Consider the following 17,887-nt stretch of genomic DNA (forward strand, 5'->3'; position numbering starts at 1 on the left):
CCACCACCCCCACCACCTGCACGTGATGCCGTTCCATCACCTTCAAGGCTCCCAGCAGTGTGTCTGTGGGAAAAACTGTGGCGATGAAGGACGACAATACTTCCCTGAAACCCCGGCACTGCCCCATTTCCACGACCTCCCCCAGATGGACTCACATTCCCTGCAACTGTCCTGCCGTCCCGGGAAAGTCCTAAAGCGACACTCCGGCATCGTCCGGGCGTCGGGCGTAGACTGAAGACGTGACATCACGACAGGCAGCGGCACCCCGGTTGAGCCGGATGGCGGACCTCTTCAACAAGGCGGTCGAGCGGAGCAAGGAGGGGTTGCTGACCCTCAGCTTCAAGCCGGACGAGCTGTACCGGGTGCCCACGGATGACGGGGCGGCCATCGCGCTGGGGCGCTACCACCCTCGGGGAGAGCGCCGGTTCGCGGAGCCCGTCCTCCTGTGCCATGGGCTGGGAGCCAACCGCTTCCACATGGACTTCAACGAGCAGTACAGCCTGGCGCGCTACCTGGCGCGGGCGGGGTTCGAGACCTGGGTCATCGAGCTGCGCGGCCGGGGCCTGGCGGGGGCCTGCGCGGACTGGAACTTCGACGACCAGGCCGAACACGATGTGAGAACGGCTTTGCGCACTGTGATGTCCACGGGTGCCCAACAGGTCCTCTGGGTGGGCCACTCCAAGGGCGGCCTGATGCTCTACGCCCACCTGGCGAAGAACCCCCAGGCGCCGGTGAAGGCGGCGGTGTCCCTGGGCGCCCCCTTCACCTTCGCGGTGCAGCCGGGCCTGCGGGCGTTCGTTCAGCGGATGGAGCCCTTGCTCAAGCTCAAGATGATCCCTACCCGGCGTGTCACCAGCATCGCCTTCTTCGGGGCGCCGCCGGGGCCGCTCACCCGGTACATGATGCTGGCGGACAACATGGATCCGCAGGTGGTGCGCTGGGCGCTGGCCAACGTCCCGGCGGACGTGGCCGGGGGCGTGGGGCGGCAGTTCGCCCGGTGGATCTCCACCAGCCAGTTCACGACGTTCGACGGGAGCTTCGACTACCGCGAGCCGCTCGCCGGGGTGAAGATTCCCTTCCTGCTCATCGCCGGCAGCCGGGACCTGCTCGCGCCGCCGCTGGCGGTGGCCCGGGCGAAGGAGCACCTGGGCGGCCCCGTGAAGATGCTGGTCGCCGGACGCGGCCACGGCTTCGCGGCGGACTACGGCCACGCGGACCTCATCCTGGGCCGCAAGGCGCCGGACGAAATCTTTCCCCAGGTGGAGGCCTTCCTGGCCTCCAACGCCACCCCGCTCTAAGCGCCCCCCTCCCGGAGCGCCGGTTGTCCGGGCCCGCCCGGCGTGCTACCCGGAAGGCCGCTCCATGGGCCCATCCGTTCGCTTCCCATCCCGGCCGTGACGTCCCGCTTGAAAGCCCGGCGGCCTGGCACCACCGTGGAAGGTCCCCCGTCCCCTCCCCCGAGGCCTTCGCGCATGCGTCCCGCTTCCTTCCGCGCCTCCCTCCAGTCCTGGTCCGTCGTTGTCACCCTGGGGGTCGCCCTGGGAGTGCTGGGGCTGACGGGCTGCCGGCCGCAGGCCCAGGAGGGGCCGGACCCCACGGTGGTGGCCACCGTGAACGGCGAGTCGCTCAGCCGGACGGACTTCGAACAGGAGCTGGCGCGGGAGCTGGCCACCACGGAGGGCCCGGAGCCCACGCCCGAGGAGGTGGAGCCCTTCAAGCGGGCGCTCGTGGACACCCTGGTGAAGCGGATGCTGCTGCTCCAGTCCGCCAAGCAGAACAACATCGCCGTGACGCCCGAAGAGGTGGACCGGGGCGTGCTGCGGCTGTCCGGTGACTACCCGGCGGGCAACTTCAATGAAGTGCTCGCCCAGGGGCAGCTGTCCATGGCGGAGCTGCGCGCGCGGGAGGCGAGCCGGCTCACCATCGAGAAGCTCTTCACCCACCACGTCTATTCGCGCGTGGCGGTGACGGAGGAGGAGCTGCGCGCGTACTACGCGGCGCACGAGGCGGACTTCCAGGAGCCGGAGGAGGTCCACGCGGCGCAGATGGTGGTGAAGGGGCTGGACGAGGCGCGCAAGCTCCAGGTGCAGCTCAAGGCGGGCAAGAAGTTCTCCGACCTCGCGCGGCGCTATTCGCTCAGCGCGGACGCCAAGGTGGGAGGCGACCTGGGCTTCTTCCCCCGGGGACAGATGCCGCCGGCCTTCGACGAGGTGGTATTCAAGCTGGGGGTGGGGCAGGTTTCGGACGTGGTGTCCACGGAGTACGGCTACCACCTGTTCAAGGTGCTGGAGCGCAGGTCGGCCAGGAAGCGGGAGCTGGTGGAGGTGCGCGCGAAGGTGGAGGGGCGCCTGCTGGAGGCCAAGCGGGCGGCGGCGCAGGAGGCCTTCGAGAAGGAGCTCCGCGACAAGGCCCAGGTGGTGGTGAACGAGGCCACGCTGCAGACCATCCGCGGGCGGCCGGCGCCGCAGGCGGCGAAGTGAAGGACTTTTCCGGGGGCCAGACGGTTGGCCTGGCCGGTGTCATGGCGTTCAAGAGGGTCGTTGCGATGAAGAACCTGGTGGCGTTCCTGGCGGCGGTGATGCTCCTGGCGGGGGGCACGTCCGCCCGCGCGGAGCTGGTGGACAAGGTGGCGGCGGTGGTGAACCGCGACGTCATCCCGCTGTCGGAGGTGCAGCAGCGCGCCGCGCCGGAGCTCCAGCGCGTCAATGAAATCGACCCGCACAAGCGCGCCGAGGCCCGCGCGCAGCTGATGAAGACCGCGCTGGACACGCTCATCGGCGAGAAGCTGATGGAGGCGGAGGTCGCGCAGCTGGGCATCACCACCACCGAGGCGGAGGTGGATGAGCTGGTGCAGGACGTGCTCAAGCAGAACAACGTCAGCGACATCACCCAGTTCGAGCAGCTGCTCAAGAACGAGGGGTTCACGCTCGCCAGCTACAAGGACATGCTGCGCAAGCGCGTGGTGCGCGACAAGCTCTTGCGCATGAAGGTGGGCCCCAAGGTGAAGGTCACCGAGGAGGACCTGAAGGCCGCGTACACGCAGTACACGCGCATGGAGAGCGAGGACGTGGAGGTGCACGCCCGCCACATCCTGGTGCAGGTGGACGCCAAGGCCACGCCGGAGCAGGTGGCCGCCGCGAAGCAGAAGGCGGAGGGCATCGCGCAGGAGGCCCGCCGGCCGGGCATGGACTTCTCCGCCCTGGCGCGCGCCCGCAGCGAGGGCCCCAGCGCGGCGGACGGCGGCGACCTGGGCTACTTCAAGCGCGGCGTGATGGTGCCCGCCTTCGAGAAGGCCGCCTTCAACCTCAAGGAGGGCGAGGTGAGCGAGCCCATCCGCACCAACTTCGGCTGGCACATCCTGAAGGTGGAGGAGCGCCGCAACGTGTCCGTGGCCTCCTACGAGGAGATGAAGCCCAAGCTGGAGTCCAAGCTCCTCAACGACAAGACTGAGAAGTTCCTGGACCAGTACGTCCAGGAGCTGCGCTCGAAGGCCAACGTCGAAGTGAAGATGTGAGCCCGTCCCCGGTGGCCACGGCGGACGCGCTGCCCCGCGTGGGCATCTCACTGGGGGACGTGTCGGGCATCGGGCCGGAGGTGACGGCCCTGGCGCTGGCGAAGCCCGCGGTGCGCCGCGCGCTGGTGCCGGTGGTGTTCGGCGACGGGCCCACGCTGGACGGCTTCCCCCTCTTCCGCCGCTTCCCGCGCGTCGCCCTTGCGGACCTGGGACGCACGGCGGGGCCGGCGGTGGTGGAGGTGACGCGCCTCGCGGAGAAGCACCGCGTGCCGGGCAAGCCCACGCGCGAGGGCGGCAAGGCGCAGTACGCGTACGTGCGCGCCGCCATCGACGCCATGCGCGCGGGCACGGTGGACGCGCTGTGCACCGCGCCCGTGTCGAAAGAAGAGATTTCGCGCGCCGGCATCCCCTTCATGGGCCACACGGAGGTGCTGGCGGACGCGTTCGGCGTGGACGTGTTGATGATGATGGACGGGCCGCGCGTGCGCATCGCGCTGGCGACGAACCACGTCCCCATCTCCGCGCTGCCGAAGCTGCTGACGGTGGAGAAGCTGGTGGCGCAGCTCCAGCTGCTGTCGCGCAGCCTTCAGCCGGTGGTGGGGCGCAAGCCGCGCATCGCCGTGCTGGGGCTCAACCCGCATGCGGGCGAGGGCGGGATGCTGGGGCGCGAGGAGGTGGAGGTGATTGGCCCCGCCATCCGCGCCGCCCGGTCGAAGCGGGTGGATGCGCACGGGCCCATCCCCGCGGACGGCCTGTTCGCCCGGCCCGACGAGGTGGGCGCGAAGTACGACGTGGTGCTGGCCATGTACCACGACCAGGGACTCATCCCGGCCAAGGCGCTGGACTTCGAGCGCACGGTGAACGTGACGCTGGGCCTGCCGGTGCCGCGCACGTCGCCGGACCACGGCACCGCCTATGCGATTGCCGGCACGGGGACCGCCAGCTGCGTGCCCATGATGGAGGCGCTGCTCAAGGCCGCCCGGCTTTCGACGGGCCCCGGGCCAGGTGCGCGTCCAGGTGGCGCGCCAGGTCCTCGCCGTCCTCCTTCGGGTCGATGAGCTTCGCGTGCGTGCCCCGCGCCGTGGCGTCGGGGACGATGAGCACGGTGACCTTCCCCGTGGGGCAGTGACCCAGGCAGGACGCGGGGATGAGCTGCGTCTTGCCCGCCAGGCCGTGGGCCTTGAGGGCTTCACGCACGCGGCGCGGAAGGTCCACCCCGCCTGCGTCCACCGGCAGCCGCATGAGGCAACGGTGACACAGGTGCAACTCGATGGGGTCTGGGTCCTCCCGCGCGGCCATGCCTCAATCTAGCGCTGGAACCGCTTCGTGAGCTTGTTGAGCTGGCTCTCCATCCCCATGGACGCCCGCTTCGTCCACTCCTCGCTGTGCATGGCGTCGGAGGTCACGACCATGCGCACGGTGTCGCCCTTCGCTTCGAACGCCACCACCGTGGTGACGTTGTACGGCGTGACGCCGGGGATGAAGTCCACCGCGTGCCGGTACCCGAGCCGCGTCTGGGGCGTCAGCTCCGTGTACGTCAGGCTGCTCGGGCTGGAGAGGGGCATGCCCGCCTGCTTCATGAAGGCGATCTGCTCGGGCGCGCTGGCGATCATGTCGTAGCGCAGCAGGCCGCCCGGACGCGCGTCCAGCTCGTGCACCTTCACGGAGAAGCCCTCCGGGCCCCACCAGGACTCGAAGCCGTCCTTCGTGGTCCACAGCTCCCACACTTCGTCGAGCGTCGCCGGATAGGTCCGGTCGAAGGTGACGGTGCTGCGCTTCGGGGTTTCGGTCTGGGTCGTCATGGGGGTTCCTCCTCGGGTTTGGGGGTGCCCATGCGTGTCTTGCGTCTTTGCTCTAGCGCCTGGCCGAACCGGTCGAGGCGGGCCTCCCAGAGGCTCCGATACCCGGTGACCCAGGCATCGAGTTCCTGGAAGGGCTCCGGGCGAAGCGAGTACAGCCGCTTCGTGCCCTCGGGGCGGACCTGGACGAAGCCCGCCTCCTGGAGGATCCCCAGGTGACGGGAGACACCCGACTGCTGGATGTCCACCCGCGCCACCAGGTCGTTCACCGCCAGTTCGCCGCCCTTCAGCGCCTCGACGATGCGGCGGCGCGTGGGGTCGGCCAGGGTCTGGAAGACGTCAACATTCATGGACGTGTATATACATATCTGTGAATGTCTTGCGTGTCCAGCCCCCTTCGGGCGGGCCTGCCTGATGGGCGGGCTAGAAGACGAAGGGGAAGCGCACCGGGGCGTTCATGGCGACGCGGTGCACGGGGAACCTCCAGCCGCGCACCTGGTCCTCGATGCAGCCGGCGAGCGGGGAGCCCTTCAGGGCTTCGGTCTCCATGGCCACGCCGGACACGGTGCCGGTGGTGTCCACGGACCAGCGCATCTGGAAGCGGCCGCCGTTCTCCAGCGCGGTGCCGGCCTTGAAGTTCTGGACGCAGGCGGCGACGGCGGGCTGGTGGGTGACGACCACGTTGGTGACGTCCGCGGGCGTGAGGCTGTCGCGCTCGGAGGTCGGGGCGGGCGGGATGTAGACGGTCTTCTCCTGGGCCTGCTTCGAGGCGGAGGCCTCCGGGGACTCCGCTTCGTCGGTGAAGCCGAGCTCGCGGGCGAAGTCCTCGTCGATTTCGGATTCCGGCGGCGCGGCGGCCTCGGCCTCGGCTTCGGCGGCGGCCTGACGGGCCCGGGCCATCTCCTCCTCGGAGATCTCACCACCGAAGGACATCTCGCGGACCTCGCCGGTGTCCTCGGGCGCTTCGAGCGTCGCCGCGCGCTGGGCCACGGGCGCCTTCTTCTTCGTCACCGGAGCGGACTGCGTGGACGGCGTGAAGTCCGGGGCCAGCGTGTGCAGGCCGGTGGTCAGGCCCGCGCTCGAGGGGCCTGCGAGGACCGGCGCGTTCGGCGTGAGGGCCTGCGCGGCGCGCTGCGCATCCGTCAGCGCGGGCGTGTTCACGGCGCCCGCGATGGACTGCGCGAAGTCCGGCGCGCTGGAGAAGGACTGGGCACCCGTGAAGGGCGGAGTGCCCGCGGCGCTCTGCGTGCCCGACTGCGGACCCGCGAAGGACTGCGTGCCCCGAGCGCCGTCCTGCGTGCCCATGGCACGCGGCGGGGCGTTCGACGGCATGGTGCCGAGCACGGCCTGCGACTGCGGGGCAGGCCGAGCGGCCTGCGCATCATCCTTCGACGTGAGGCGCAGGCCCGCGACAACGATGAGGCCCGCGGCGAGCGCGCCCATCGCCACGGCGCTGACGAAGGACATGGGGCTCATGCCGAGGATGCGTGTGGACGCATCGGCGATGGCGGGAGGCGGAGGCTCGGGCGCCTCGGGGGCGTACGGCATCCACGGCTGCGGCGCATAGGCCGCGGCGGGAGAACCGGGCATGGCCCAGGCGGGCGACGGCGCCGCGGGGTCCCACGACGTCACGGCGCCACAGGAGGCATCCTGCGAAGCGCTGGACGCGGACTCCTCCGCGCGCAGCCACTCCGGGATGACGAAGTTGGCGGCCTCCGCGGACAGCGTGAGCTCGGGCTCCGCGTTGTCGTTGGACGGAGGCGGCAGCGACTGCATCCAGGCCTCCTCCGTGGAGGCCAGGTCGAGCAGCGTGCGCAGGGGACCCGTCGCGAAGGACTCCGGCACCGTGTCCTCGTCTTCGGAAGGCTCGGAGGCGAGCGCGCGATCCAGGCACGCATCCAGCTCGGCATCGAAGGACTCGGGGTCGCGGGAGAAGTCCGAACCGCCCACCTGCGCCCGCGAAGACACATCACCCGTCAGTAGCTCGCTCACGCCACCCTCCCCGCCGCCCGTACCGCGCCAGACCGCCCGACCACTCGACTCACTGCCAGGGGGCCGATGTTAGGAACGGCCCCCGTTCGCGCTACCGCGAGCGTCCAGCCGTGAACGCTCCAGCGATCATTTGTCCGCGAACAAGGCCCGAAACGTACGGCCCCGCACTCCACACTGTACGCCGGTGTGCCGACAGGGCCCGGGTTTCCCCAGGCCTGATCAGTACCGCTGGGCGCCCGCCTTGGGCATCAGGTTGCTGGGGGGAGCCTGGACCCCGTTCACGCGCAGGCCCGCGTGCATGAAGGACGGCGCGCCCTGGAGGAAGGCCGCGGGGAAGTCGAGCGTGGGCTGGGATTCGTCATCCAGCGCCTTCGCCTGTTCGGGCGTGAGCTTCACGTCCAGCGCGCCCAGGTTGTTGTCCAGCTGCTCCAGCGTGCGCGCCCCCAGGATGGTGGACGCCACGCCCGGCCGGCCCTGCACCCAGGCCAGCGACACTCGCGCCACCGTGGAGTTCTGCTCCTTCGCCACGCGCTGGAGCACGTCGATGAGCTTGTAGGTCTTCTCGTTGAGCGACGACTCGGCCCACGCGCCCCGGTCCGCCTTCTGCTTGCCCGCGTTCTGCCGTGTGTACTTGCCGCTCAACACCCCGCTGCGCAGCGGCGACCACGGCGTCACGCCCAGCCCCAGCTCCCGCGCCATCGGGATGAGCTCACCCTCCACCGTGCGCTCCAGCAGCGAGTACTCGATCTGCAACGCCACCAGCGGCGCGAAGCCCCGGAAGAAGGCCGTCACCTGTGCCTGCGCCACCTTCCACGCGGGCGTGTCGGAGAAGCCCACGTAGCGGACCTTCCCCGAGCGCACCAGGTCGTCCAGCGCCCGCATCGTCTCCTCGATGGGCGTGTTCGCGTCCCAGGCGTGCATCCAGTACAGGTCGATGTAGTCCGTCTGCAGTCGGCGCAGCGACTCCTCACACGCCGCCATCACCGACTTGCGCCCCGCGCCGCCGCCGTTCGGATCCTTCCCGAAGAGGTTGCCGAAGAACTTCGTGGCGATCACCACCCGGTCGCGCTTCGCGGGGTCCTTCCCCAGGTGGTCCCCGATGATCTTCTCCGAGTGCCCGAACGTGTACACGTTCGCCGTGTCGATGAAGTTGCCACCCCGCTCGATGTAGTGGTCCAGGATGGCATTGGACGTCGCCACGCTGCTGCCCCAGCCCAGGTCCTCGCCGAACGTCATGGTCCCCAGGCAGAAGGGGCTGACGCGCAGGCCTGAGCGGCCCAGGGTGACGTAATGGTCGAGCGACATGGATTGGATTTCCTCGCGAAAGAAATGGCACGGCTTGCAAAAGAGCGCGGAGCCAATCCCAGACGCCTCCACCGCGCCAACCGCCTGGCATTCGGGACGTCCAATGTCAGACACGCTCCCGTGCCCATCCGACCTCCGGCGGACACCCGCGCGCCTCAGCCCTCCCGGGGCGCCTCCAACGCGCAGCCATACACCGGCGTGCCCCCGCCCTCGCCGTCCTCGCGCAGCACGCGCTCCAGCGCCTCGCGTCCCGGACTGTCGCCCACGTGTCCGCGCGCCACCGTGATGCCGCCGCTGAAGCGCAGGCGCCCGTCCGCGTCGTAGAGCACCACGTGCCCGGAGGTCGTCGCGCCGAAGCGCTTCGCCTCCAGGCCGTCCGGGTCGCTCAGCACCGTGACGCCCGGGATGCTCGCGGCCGTGCGCCACAAGTCGCCCTGCTCCCAGCCGTCCTCCAGTCCCTCCGGGCGCAGGAACAGGACGAAGGCCTTCGCGCGCCCGCCCCCGTGCTCCATCAACTCCGCCAGCTCCGCCAGGCTCGCCCGCGTGCAGGTGCACTTCGGATGCGCGAGCATCACCAGCACCGGACGTCCGGCCTGACGCGGCAGCCGCGTTCCCTCCGGCCACGTCACCGCCGTCAACGGCGCGACTCCAGGCGTCATCGAGTACCGGGCCAGCGCCGCGACGCCCGTGCCGATGCCGCCCAGCCACAGCGCTCCCGCGAGCACGAGCCATGCGCGGGTGGAAGGTCCCTTCATTCCGAACGACTCCTGGGAGGTGTCCGTCCACCGTGACGCTACCGGCACACGCCCCGGCGGCCGCCCACCCTGGAGGGCCGGGTCAATGTCCAATCTCCGTGTTCCTCCGCATGCCCTGCTGCGATAGGGAAGTGTTCATGCGAATCCTCTTCCCTGCCCTCCTGGGCATGACGCTGGCCGCCGTGGGGTGTTCGTCGTCCTCTGAAAATCCCGGGCCTTCGGATGAGCCCGTCATCGAGCGGGGTCCCAAGACCATCGAGGTGGATGGCGACCCCAACGGCCTCTGGTGGGACGCGGAGAGCGCGACCCTCTACATGGCCGACGACGAGAACAACCGCGTGCTGCGCTACCGCGACGGCGAGGGCATCTCGAAGGTGGCGGACCTGCCCACGGCGCCCGCGAACGGCCCGGGCCTGGGCGCGCTCGCGCGGCTTTCGGACGGCACGCTGGTGGTGGTGCGCTTCGGCGGTGGCACCGCGGGCGACGTCGTCTACGTCCGGCCGGATGGCACCTCCGCCATCATTCCCAACCTGCCTCCGGAGCGCCGCCGCATCGGCATCACCGTCACGGACGACGGCCAGCTCCTGGATGGCTACTTCGTGCGCAACAACAACGTGAACGTGGGCAGCGTGGCCCGCCTCACGCTGGAAGGCACCGAGCAGGAGGTCGTGGGAGCTTTGCAGAAGCCCGTGGGCGTGCTCGCGGTGGGGGACACGCTCTTCATCAGCGACCAGCTCGCGGGCAAGGTGTACCGCTCGCCACTGTCCGCGCCGTCGCAGCTGGTTCCCTTCGCCACGCTGTCCAGCCCGGACCTGCTGGCCGTGGGCCCCAACGACACGCTGCTCACCGGCAGCCGCGACGGCACCGTGCTGAGCATCCGTCAGACGGGCGAGGTCAGCGTGCTGGCCGGCGGCTTCCAGCAGCCGCACGGCCTGGCCTACGACGCGAAGAACAAGCGCCTCTTCATCGCCGACCATGACGGCACCCCGGAAGACGGCACGAACCACACCCTGCGCATCATCCCGCTCGAATGATCCGTTCGCTCGCCGTCCTCGTGCTCACCCTGCTGTCCGCGGCGGAGGCCCGCGCGCAGGCGCCCCGCATCACCCCGACGCTCGTGGGCGAGGTGGACTACCGCGTCCACGCCGACGACATCGAAGGCCACAACGGCTTCAACCTGGCGCGCTTCCGGTTGGGCGCTCGTGGCGAGCCCGTGCCCTGGCTCGCCGCCGTGGGCACCGCGGAGTGGGCGCAGGAGAAGCCCGCCATCGTCGACGCGTACGTGGACCTGTTCGTCATCACCGGCGTGCGTCTGTCATTGGGTTACGCGAAGACGCCGCTGTTCCCCACCGCGCGCGACCAGAGCATCGAGACGCTCCCCATTCCGGAGCTGTCGCTGGTGACGCAGGCGTTCTGGCCCCGCCGCGACCTGGGCGTGGAGGCGCAGTGGATGCCCGCGTCCCTGCCCCTGGAAGGCTGGCTGCGCCTGGGCAACGGCTCCGGCAGCCCGCTGGGCAATGACAACGCGCAGCCCTCCGTGGACGCGCGTCTGGACGTGCGCCACGGCGGCCTGCGCCTGGGCGCGGGCGCGCACGTGGAGGACGCGTTCGACCGGCCCGGCATCGGCGGACGGCTGCCGCAGGGCTTCCTCTTCTACCGGCCGCCACCCGTGTCCGGCTATCGCACCGTGACGGAGGCGCATGGCCGGCTGGACGCGGGACCCGTGCGCGTGGACGTGCAGGCGGCGGCCGCGTGGGAGCACCGCTCGCGCGACACGGACGGCAACCCGGCCACGCCGCGTGAATCCCTGCCGCTGTTGCGCAGCCAGGGCCTGGGCGTGGAGGCGTCCTGGGTGCTCACGGGCAAGCCGCGCGAAGGCGCGCAGTGGCCCCAGGCGCTCGCGGGCGTGGGCTCGGAGGGCATCCCCTCCGGCTCACTGGAGGTGGCCGCGCGCATGGAGCGGCTGTGGCTGGGACGTGGCGCCGCGGACGTGGAGCCCGGTGGCGCCACGGGCGGCGCGGTGTCCCTGCGCTGGTGGGTGACGAGCTTCCTGGGCGTGGGCGCCGCGGGCTACGTGAACCACTACGACACCCCGCCCGTGGAAGAGCCCACGCGCGACTGGACGTACCTGGCGCTCCTGCGCACCACCGTCAGCCTGCACTGAGCCGCGTCAGCGGTGGTGCGCGTGCTGGCGGTCCGCGTGGTGTTGCAGCTGGCGCCTCGCGGCCTCGAAGGCGTCCGTGACGGCCGTGTAGGCATCCGCGTGGGTCGCCGACTCCGCCGGTTCGCGATCCGCGATGATGTCCCTGCCCGGCACGTGCAGCTCCACGCGGACGTGGAAGTGATGCCCTTGCGCGTGGTGGCGGTGCGGTTCCTCCACCACCACGTTGCAGCCGGTGATGCCGTCGAAGAACTGCTCCAGCTTGTCCGCCTGGTCGCGGATGTGCTCGTTGAGGGTGTCGCTCGTCTCCATGCCCCGGTAGGTGATTCGCAGTGCGCGCTTCATCGTCCGCCTCGGGTAGGGCTCCGTGCTCTGGAGCCGGTGTGGATTCAAGGCATTGCATGGGCCCTGCCAACCGCTGGAGCCCACTGAAACACCTATAACGGCCCCACCGTGACGGGGCACGATGGGACGCGCGCCCCGGTGCGTGGGGCACGTTGACTCACGGCAGCTTGCGCAGGCGGGGCAGCAGCTCCGCGACGGGGCGCGCCATGTCCTCCGCGTCCAGGTACACCTGCACCGCGTGTCCCACGCCCTCCACGGGTTCAGCGAAATAATTGCGCTTGGTGGGCACCACCCACGCGAAACCCGTGCGCGGCAGGACGAAGCTGGGGGCGTTGCCGTAGGTGAGGAAGCCTCCCGTCCGCTCGCCCACCATCGGGGCGCCGGTCGCCTGGTGCAGGGCGTACGCTCCGCTCTCTCCCGACGACGCGGAGTCGCGGTCCACGAGCACCACGATGCGCCCCGTGAAGGGCGTCTTCGCGTGACCTTCCACACGGCCGCTGTCGAACACGGGGCGCGAGGGCTCCGGCGTCGCGGGCCACTTCGCGCGGAGGGCCTCACGCTCCGCCTTCGCCTCCGGTGTGTCCAGCCGGCCATCCATCGCCTGCCGCTGCACGCGCGAGTTCCATTCGAAGCACGGGTAGAAGGCGCCGTGCATCCACACCTCGCCGGAAGAGAACCACGGCCCGCGCACCATCGCGTCCAGCCACTCGTACACGTAGCCGTCGTCGCCACCGCTGTTGCCGCGCAGGTCGAACACCAGCAGCTTGTGCTTGCGGTGCTTCGGCGCGTCCGCGACGAACTGGCGCAGCCCGGCCTCCGCTTCCGGCGGGCCGGAGAAGCGGCGAATGGTGATGATGCCCACGTCGCCCTTCGGCTCGTACGTGTAGATGTCCTTCGGCGCGAACTGGCGGGCCGGACGCGGGGGCCGGACCTGGAGCGGCAGTGACGTGTCGCCGCACCGGAGCGTCCGCGCATCGCCCGCACCTCTCGCGGACACGGTGAGCCGCTGTCCTCTGGAACCGTCCGGCTTCAGCACCGGCGCCCACCGCAGCGTGTCCCCCTGCGCACCCGTCACGGTGTTCGCGTCGCAGGACTCCAGCTTGAGTCCCGGAGGCGCATCAGCCTGGTACTCACGGAAGGCGAGCCGTGGATCCTCGCGCAGCAGGCTCAAGAGTCCGGATGGACCGAAGTGGTTGTCCGTCAGCGCCTCGCGGATGGCGAGGGTCGGCGCGAGCACGCCGTCCTGGAAGGACACGGTGGTCCCGGACGCGGCCACCTTCGCGCTCCAGTCCGTGAAGAAGGCATCCGGATCAAACGTGCGGTGCGCGAGCAGCTCCGGCCAGCCGGAGTACGTGGTGCGCAGCAGCTGGTGCAGGAAGCGCACGTCCTCCGCCAACGCGGCGCCGTCCACGCGCGTCTCGGGCGTGGGCTTCGGGCGGCGGAAGGCCTCGCTCAGCACGGGGCTCTCCGGGTCGTAGCAGTACGCGGCGCCGGTGGTCCGCTGATCCAGATAGGGCCCTCGCGACGCGGAAGCCTCGGGTGTGTGAGGAGCCGCCGCCGTCAGCAGGGCTCCCACAAGCAGGGGAAGGGACATGCCTCCATTACGGCACGGTCCGCGGCGTCATTGCCTGCTCGTGTGCGTCAGCGACTCACGGTGAAACGGCTTCACGCGAAGAAGCCGTGGGCGTCATCGAGGGCGTCCGGCGCGTGCGGGACGCTCGCGAGGCGGGACGCGATGGCGGTCAGCCCCATCAGCTCGGAGACGGGATGGGGGCGCGGCCGGGCTCGACGACCTGCGGCCCTCGGCCGGGGAGCTGCACGCCCGCGTCGGACTCCTTCTGCGGTTCCTTCTCCAGGAGGCTCGCCTGCGCGCGGGTGCGGTGCAGCCCCTCGCCCACCCATTCGTAGGCCCGGTGCAGGAAGAAGGACGCCGCGCTGAGCGCGAAGACGGAGGCCACGAAGCGCGTCTCGCGAGGGCGCACCGTCGAAGCCACCATGAAGCCCGAGGCGACCCACGGCGTCAGGCAGAAGGGGCAGTCCAGCAGCTCGCCCAATGCACGCCGGGGGCCTTCGCCGCGCGCCTTCTCCACCACCTCGCCCGCGGTGCTGTCGGACTCGTAGCGCGTGAAGGGCGCGCGCAGCACACCGAAGACCCGGTCCAGGGACACCAGCCGGGTCACCGCGTGCGTCGCGACGCCGAACAGCGCCAGGTCCTTCCACCCCAGCCGCTCCGGCAGCCGCCGCCCGGAGGCGTTCATCCATCCCAGGAAGCCGGCCAGCGACGTGCCGAACGTCCCGATGAGCGCCGCGTACGAGCCCAGCGGATGATGTTCCGAGTCATAGCCGGCGAACGGTCCCGTCTCCTGAAGCGCTTTCATGGGGTGCACAGCCTCCGTGCCGCGAAAGCTGTGCATCCCCCCTGGCTCCAAGCATCCGGGCAGCCAGGCGCGCGGGCACTCGCTCCAGCGCGGCCCTACTCCGCCGCCGCCATGTCCAGGACCGCGGCTCCGCGCACGCGGCCTTCACGCAGGGCCTGGAGCGCCTCGTTCGCTGCGGACAGGGGAAACACCTGGACCTCCGTGCGCACGGGCACGCGTGGCGCCAACGCCAGGAAGTCCATCGCGTCCTGGCGCGTGAGGTTCGCCACCGAGCGCACCTGCCGCTCCTCCCACAGCACGGAATAGGGGAAGGACGGGATGTCACTCATGTGGATGCCGCCGCACACCACCACCCCGCCCTTGTCCACGGCCTTCAGCGCGGCGGGCACCAACGCACCCACGGGGGCGAAGAGGATGGCCGCGTCCAGCGGCTCCGGCGGCGGCGTGTCCGAGCCTCCCGCCCAGACCGCGCCCAGCTCGCGCGCGAACGCCTGGCCCTTCGCGTCGCCCTCGCGCGTGAAGGCATACACGCTGCGCCCTTGATGCCGGGCCACCTGGATGAGGATGTGCGCGGCGGCGCCAAAGCCATACAGCCCCAGCCGCTGGCCCTCCCCCGCCATGCGCAGGCTGCGGAAGCCGATGAGCCCCGCGCACATCAGCGGCGCGGCCTCCATGTCGCGGTACGACGGCGGCAGCGGGAAGCAGAAGCGCGCGTCCGCGACGGTGTACTCCGCGAAGCCCCCGTCGATGTCGTAGCCGGTGAAGCGCGCCGTGTCGCAGAGGTTCTCCCGCCCGGAGCGGCAGAAGCGGCACTGCCCGCAGCTCCAGCCCAGCCACGGCACGCCCACGCGCAGCCCGGGGACGAAGCCCTCCACCCGCACGCCCGCCGCCACCACCGTGGCCACGATTTCGTGGCCCGGCACCAGCGGCAGCTTCGGGCGCGTCAGCTCTCCATCCACCACGTGCAGGTCGGTGCGGCACACCGCGCAGGCCCGCACCTTCAACAGCACCTGCTCCGGCCCGGGCTCCGGGATGGGCCGCTGTTCCAGCCGCAGGCGCTGTCCAGGTGCGTCGAGCACCATCGCCCGCATGGTCCCTGCCATGGCCCGCCTGCCTCCCCACCCGTGCCGTTCACGGGTGTCGAAGACAAGCTATTCAGTGCCAGTTGACCCGGCCGCTGCCGGTGACCCGCACCTGCGTGGACAGCGCATGGCCGTACAGGTCCACGTTGCCGGACGAGTCGAGCAGGATGCTCGCCCCGCCCCCATCCACGTACGCGGACAGGGTTCCCGAGCCCCTCGACGTGAGGTTCACGTCCACGGCCCGGAGGCCCGAGGCCCCGATGCCACCGCTGCCGTCCAGCCAGGCATCGAGCCGGTTGGTGACTCCCGCGAGCGTCATGAAGCCGGAGCCATCCGTGCGGGCGCGCACCTGCTTCGCGGCCCCCTCCCACTTCAGTTTTCCGGAGCCGGACTGCGACAGGTCCACCCACTCCGCCAGGCCTTCGCCGGCCGCGCACAGCTCCATGTCGCCGGAGCCGCTGAGCTTCGCATCCAGGGTGTGCACGCCGCCGCAGAAGCTCAGCGAGCCGGAGCCCTTGGCCACCAGCTTCACGTCCTCCTTCACGTGCTCGAAGCCCTCCACGCGCAGCGAACCGGAGCCATCCTGCGTCGCGCCCAGCATGCGCGGCACGTGGACCTCCACCCGCGCCGTGCCCCGGGGTGCGAACGAGCCGTCCGTCTCGATGACCAGCGTGTTGCCGGGCGACACGAAGGTGCGCACGCGGTGCTGGAGGTTCTCATCGAGCGTGACCTTCACGTCCGGCGCGTCGCCCTCGCGCACCACCACCTCCAGCGAGCCCCGGTTCTCCACGGTGAGGAAGTCGGTCGCCACGCGCGATTCGGTGACGGTGTTGCCGTCGCCCTGAATCTCATCGGTGAAGTAGCAGCCGGACACCATCCCCGCTGCGAACACGGCCATCCCCAAACGGTTCCACATGATTCCCTCCCGGACTTCGAATCGAATGCCGCGTTAGAGCTGCACGCCCAGCAACACGCCCGGCCACACGCGCACGGTGGTGCGGCCTCCATCAGCGACGCTGCGCCACTCCGGCCCGATGCCCAGCTCCTCCCAACGGTCCCCGTTGTCCCAGGTCACGAGCGTGTTGCCGGTGACGCCGCCGATGAGCGCGAACCGCTTCGCCACCTGCCAGCCCGCCACCAGCCGCAACTGTCCCAGCACGTTCAGGCCGTCGCCATCGCGGAAGAGGTCGTCGGTGTGAACGCTGCTGCCAATGACGTCCAGGTCGAAGAACAATGGCCCCGCGGGGATGTGCGCGCCAAAGCCCAGTCCGCCCACGTAGCGGCGGCGGTGTGTCTCCGTGCCCGGGTTGAAGCCCAGGGTCAGCAGCGTGTGGAAGTGCCGTCCGCCGAACTTCACCGCGACGTTCGTGTACGCGATGTCACTGGCCCACGCCTGCACATGGGCCTGGCCATTGCCGATGAAGCTGAGAAGTCCCAGCGCTTCGCCCTGGGATTCGCGCGCCACGTTGATCAATCCCAGCTGGAGGCCGTCCACCTTCCCCGCGACGTTGATCAACCCCACCTGCGCGCCGGACACGTCCCCGCCTACGTTGAGGAGCGACAGCTGCGCGCCCTCCATCCGGCCCGCGTAGTTGAAACCCGAGGACGCCTGGAGGCCCGACAGTGACGGCGCGATGTTGGCGCCCACAGCGGCCTGGACGCCCTTGAGCGGTCCCGTCGCGATGTTCGCGCCCACCGTGAACTGGCCCCCCACGCCGCCCGAGCCCGCGATGTTCGCGCCCACGGAGAACTGGCCGCCGGACAGCGCGCCGCCCGCCACGTTCCCGCCCACGGCGAACTGGCCCGCCGCCGCCGTGCCCTTCGCGACGTTGAGACCCACCGCGGCCTGGATGCCCTCCAGGTCGCCCGTGACGACGTTGCCGCCCACGGCGAACTGCGCACCGGAAGCGGTGCCGCGCACCACGTTGGCCCCCAGCGCGAGCTGCGCGCCGGACAGCTCCTGGCCCACCCAGTTCGCCCCCAGCGACAGGGCGATGCCGTCCACCCGCTTCGCATGCGTCCCGAGCGCACCCAACGCGAACGTCGTGACGAGCCGCTCCGTGGCCGTGCCCGCGGTGCTCACGTGCGGCATGGCCATCAGCACCACCGGGACGTGGATCTCCTCCGTGTCCGAGCGCTGCTGGGCCACGGCGGCGGGCTGGGCAGGCTCACCGCCCGTCGCGGCCTCCACGAGGGGCGCGGGAGACAGCGCCGAGACCGGGATCGCGACGACCGTGGGGGGCTGATCCGCATCCGGGGCCGGTGCTTCCCGCACGAGCGCGGAGCCCGGCTCCGACACGGCGGTTCCTTCGGTCCGCTCCTCGGCGCCGGCCGCTCCCGCCGACACCGCCACCATCACGCCGACACACACCGCGACCTTGCGCTTCATCGCCTGGACCTTCCTGAAGGGATTCGAACGGGGCGTCCTCGCCCCTCGCGGCGAAGGGAACACCGCCCCACTCCAGAACTGTCACCTGCCCGTCTTCCCCCCTCACGAAGCCCGGTGTCCGGGGCTCCTGGCCGCTACGCTTTTCCCATGCGCCCGTCCCCTCCCCC

18 protein-coding genes are annotated in these 17,887 nt (G+C 70.7%); 6 read left to right on the top strand and 12 right to left on the bottom strand.

The window, feature by feature from the left end; genetic code table 11:
* The first annotated feature begins 278 nt into the window (after positions 1-278).
* From D7X32_RS35500 to pdxA, 4 genes are all read left to right on the top strand, one after another.
* Complete coding sequence (locus D7X32_RS35500; protein WP_120606994.1) at positions 279-1,298, top strand: alpha/beta hydrolase; 1,020 nt, start codon at positions 279-281, stop codon at positions 1,296-1,298.
* Between the two features lie 174 nt (positions 1,299-1,472).
* Entirely contained in the window at positions 1,473-2,480 is a 1,008-nt protein-coding gene (locus D7X32_RS35505; RefSeq protein WP_120606995.1) for a peptidylprolyl isomerase, read from the top strand.
* A gap of 41 nt (positions 2,481-2,521) precedes the next feature.
* The gene (locus D7X32_RS35510) at positions 2,522-3,514 is read left to right on the top strand and encodes a peptidylprolyl isomerase (RefSeq protein WP_279635642.1); all 993 of its coding nucleotides are present in this window, start codon (positions 2,522-2,524) and stop codon (positions 3,512-3,514) included.
* Complete coding sequence (pdxA, locus tag D7X32_RS35515) at positions 3,511-4,572, top strand: 4-hydroxythreonine-4-phosphate dehydrogenase PdxA (RefSeq protein ID WP_244239365.1); 1,062 nt, start codon at positions 3,511-3,513, stop codon at positions 4,570-4,572. The genes D7X32_RS35510 and pdxA overlap by 4 nt, the downstream gene beginning before the upstream one ends.
* On the opposite strand, the gene D7X32_RS35520 is transcribed toward pdxA, so the two are convergent.
* The 6 genes from D7X32_RS35520 to D7X32_RS35545 form a co-directional block, all read right to left on the bottom strand.
* The gene (locus D7X32_RS35520) at positions 4,484-4,813 is read right to left on the bottom strand and encodes a hypothetical protein (RefSeq protein WP_120606997.1); all 330 of its coding nucleotides are present in this window, start codon (positions 4,811-4,813) and stop codon (positions 4,484-4,486) included. The genes pdxA and D7X32_RS35520 overlap by 89 nt on opposite strands.
* Before the next feature lie 8 nt (positions 4,814-4,821).
* A complete protein-coding gene (locus D7X32_RS35525) occupies positions 4,822-5,316 on the bottom strand; it encodes an SRPBCC family protein (RefSeq protein ID WP_120606998.1) in 495 nt (164 codons plus the stop codon).
* Entirely contained in the window at positions 5,313-5,663 is a 351-nt protein-coding gene (locus tag D7X32_RS35530) for an ArsR/SmtB family transcription factor (RefSeq protein WP_120606999.1), read from the bottom strand. The genes D7X32_RS35525 and D7X32_RS35530 overlap by 4 nt, the downstream gene beginning before the upstream one ends.
* 73 nt (positions 5,664-5,736) lie before the next feature.
* Positions 5,737-7,305 carry an AgmX/PglI C-terminal domain-containing protein gene (locus tag D7X32_RS35535; protein WP_147450397.1) on the bottom strand — a complete coding sequence of 523 codons (1,569 nt, stop codon included), beginning with the start codon at positions 7,303-7,305 and terminating at the stop codon, positions 5,737-5,739.
* Between the two features lie 219 nt (positions 7,306-7,524).
* On the bottom strand, positions 7,525-8,610 hold the full coding sequence (locus tag D7X32_RS35540) for an aldo/keto reductase (protein WP_120607001.1): 1,086 nt from the start codon (positions 8,608-8,610) through the stop codon (positions 7,525-7,527).
* A gap of 155 nt (positions 8,611-8,765) precedes the next feature.
* Positions 8,766-9,365, bottom strand: a complete 600-nt coding sequence (locus D7X32_RS35545) for a thioredoxin domain-containing protein (protein WP_120607002.1) — start codon at positions 9,363-9,365, stop codon at positions 8,766-8,768.
* 137 nt (positions 9,366-9,502) lie between these two features.
* Here D7X32_RS35545 and D7X32_RS35550 point away from each other — a divergent pair, with 137 nt between their 5' ends.
* Both D7X32_RS35550 and D7X32_RS35555 read left to right on the top strand, forming a co-directional pair.
* Positions 9,503-10,399: an SMP-30/gluconolactonase/LRE family protein gene (locus tag D7X32_RS35550; protein WP_120607010.1), complete on the top strand. Its 897-nt coding sequence runs from the start codon at positions 9,503-9,505 to the stop codon at positions 10,397-10,399.
* Positions 10,396-11,529: a putative porin gene (locus tag D7X32_RS35555; RefSeq protein WP_120607003.1), complete on the top strand. Its 1,134-nt coding sequence runs from the start codon at positions 10,396-10,398 to the stop codon at positions 11,527-11,529. Before D7X32_RS35550 ends, D7X32_RS35555 begins: the two co-directional genes overlap by 4 nt.
* A gap of 6 nt (positions 11,530-11,535) precedes the next feature.
* Here D7X32_RS35555 and hpf read toward each other — a convergent pair whose 3' ends face one another.
* From hpf to D7X32_RS35585, 6 genes are all read right to left on the bottom strand, one after another.
* Positions 11,536-11,871 (bottom strand): ribosome hibernation-promoting factor, HPF/YfiA family, encoded by a 336-nt coding sequence (gene hpf, locus D7X32_RS35560; RefSeq protein WP_120607004.1) that lies wholly within the window; start codon positions 11,869-11,871, stop codon positions 11,536-11,538.
* 157 nt (positions 11,872-12,028) lie between these two features.
* The gene (locus D7X32_RS35565) at positions 12,029-13,465 is read right to left on the bottom strand and encodes a S41 family peptidase (RefSeq protein WP_120607005.1); all 1,437 of its coding nucleotides are present in this window, start codon (positions 13,463-13,465) and stop codon (positions 12,029-12,031) included.
* Positions 13,466-13,622: 157 nt separating this feature from the next.
* Positions 13,623-14,249 carry a DUF1360 domain-containing protein gene (locus D7X32_RS35570; protein ID WP_120607011.1) on the bottom strand — a complete coding sequence of 209 codons (627 nt, stop codon included), beginning with the start codon at positions 14,247-14,249 and terminating at the stop codon, positions 13,623-13,625.
* A gap of 95 nt (positions 14,250-14,344) precedes the next feature.
* Positions 14,345-15,352 (bottom strand): zinc-dependent alcohol dehydrogenase family protein, encoded by a 1,008-nt coding sequence (locus D7X32_RS35575; RefSeq protein WP_120607006.1) that lies wholly within the window; start codon positions 15,350-15,352, stop codon positions 14,345-14,347.
* Between the two features lie 52 nt (positions 15,353-15,404).
* A complete protein-coding gene (locus D7X32_RS35580; RefSeq protein ID WP_158625818.1) occupies positions 15,405-16,229 on the bottom strand; it encodes a GIN domain-containing protein in 825 nt (274 codons plus the stop codon).
* A 51-nt stretch (positions 16,230-16,280) separates the two neighbouring features.
* Complete coding sequence (locus D7X32_RS35585; protein WP_120607008.1) at positions 16,281-17,720, bottom strand: hypothetical protein; 1,440 nt, start codon at positions 17,718-17,720, stop codon at positions 16,281-16,283.
* Positions 17,721-17,887: the final 167 nt, after the last annotated feature.

Source organism: Corallococcus carmarthensis, from assembly GCF_003611695.1.
Taxonomy (GTDB): Bacteria; Myxococcota; Myxococcia; order Myxococcales; family Myxococcaceae; genus Corallococcus; species Corallococcus carmarthensis.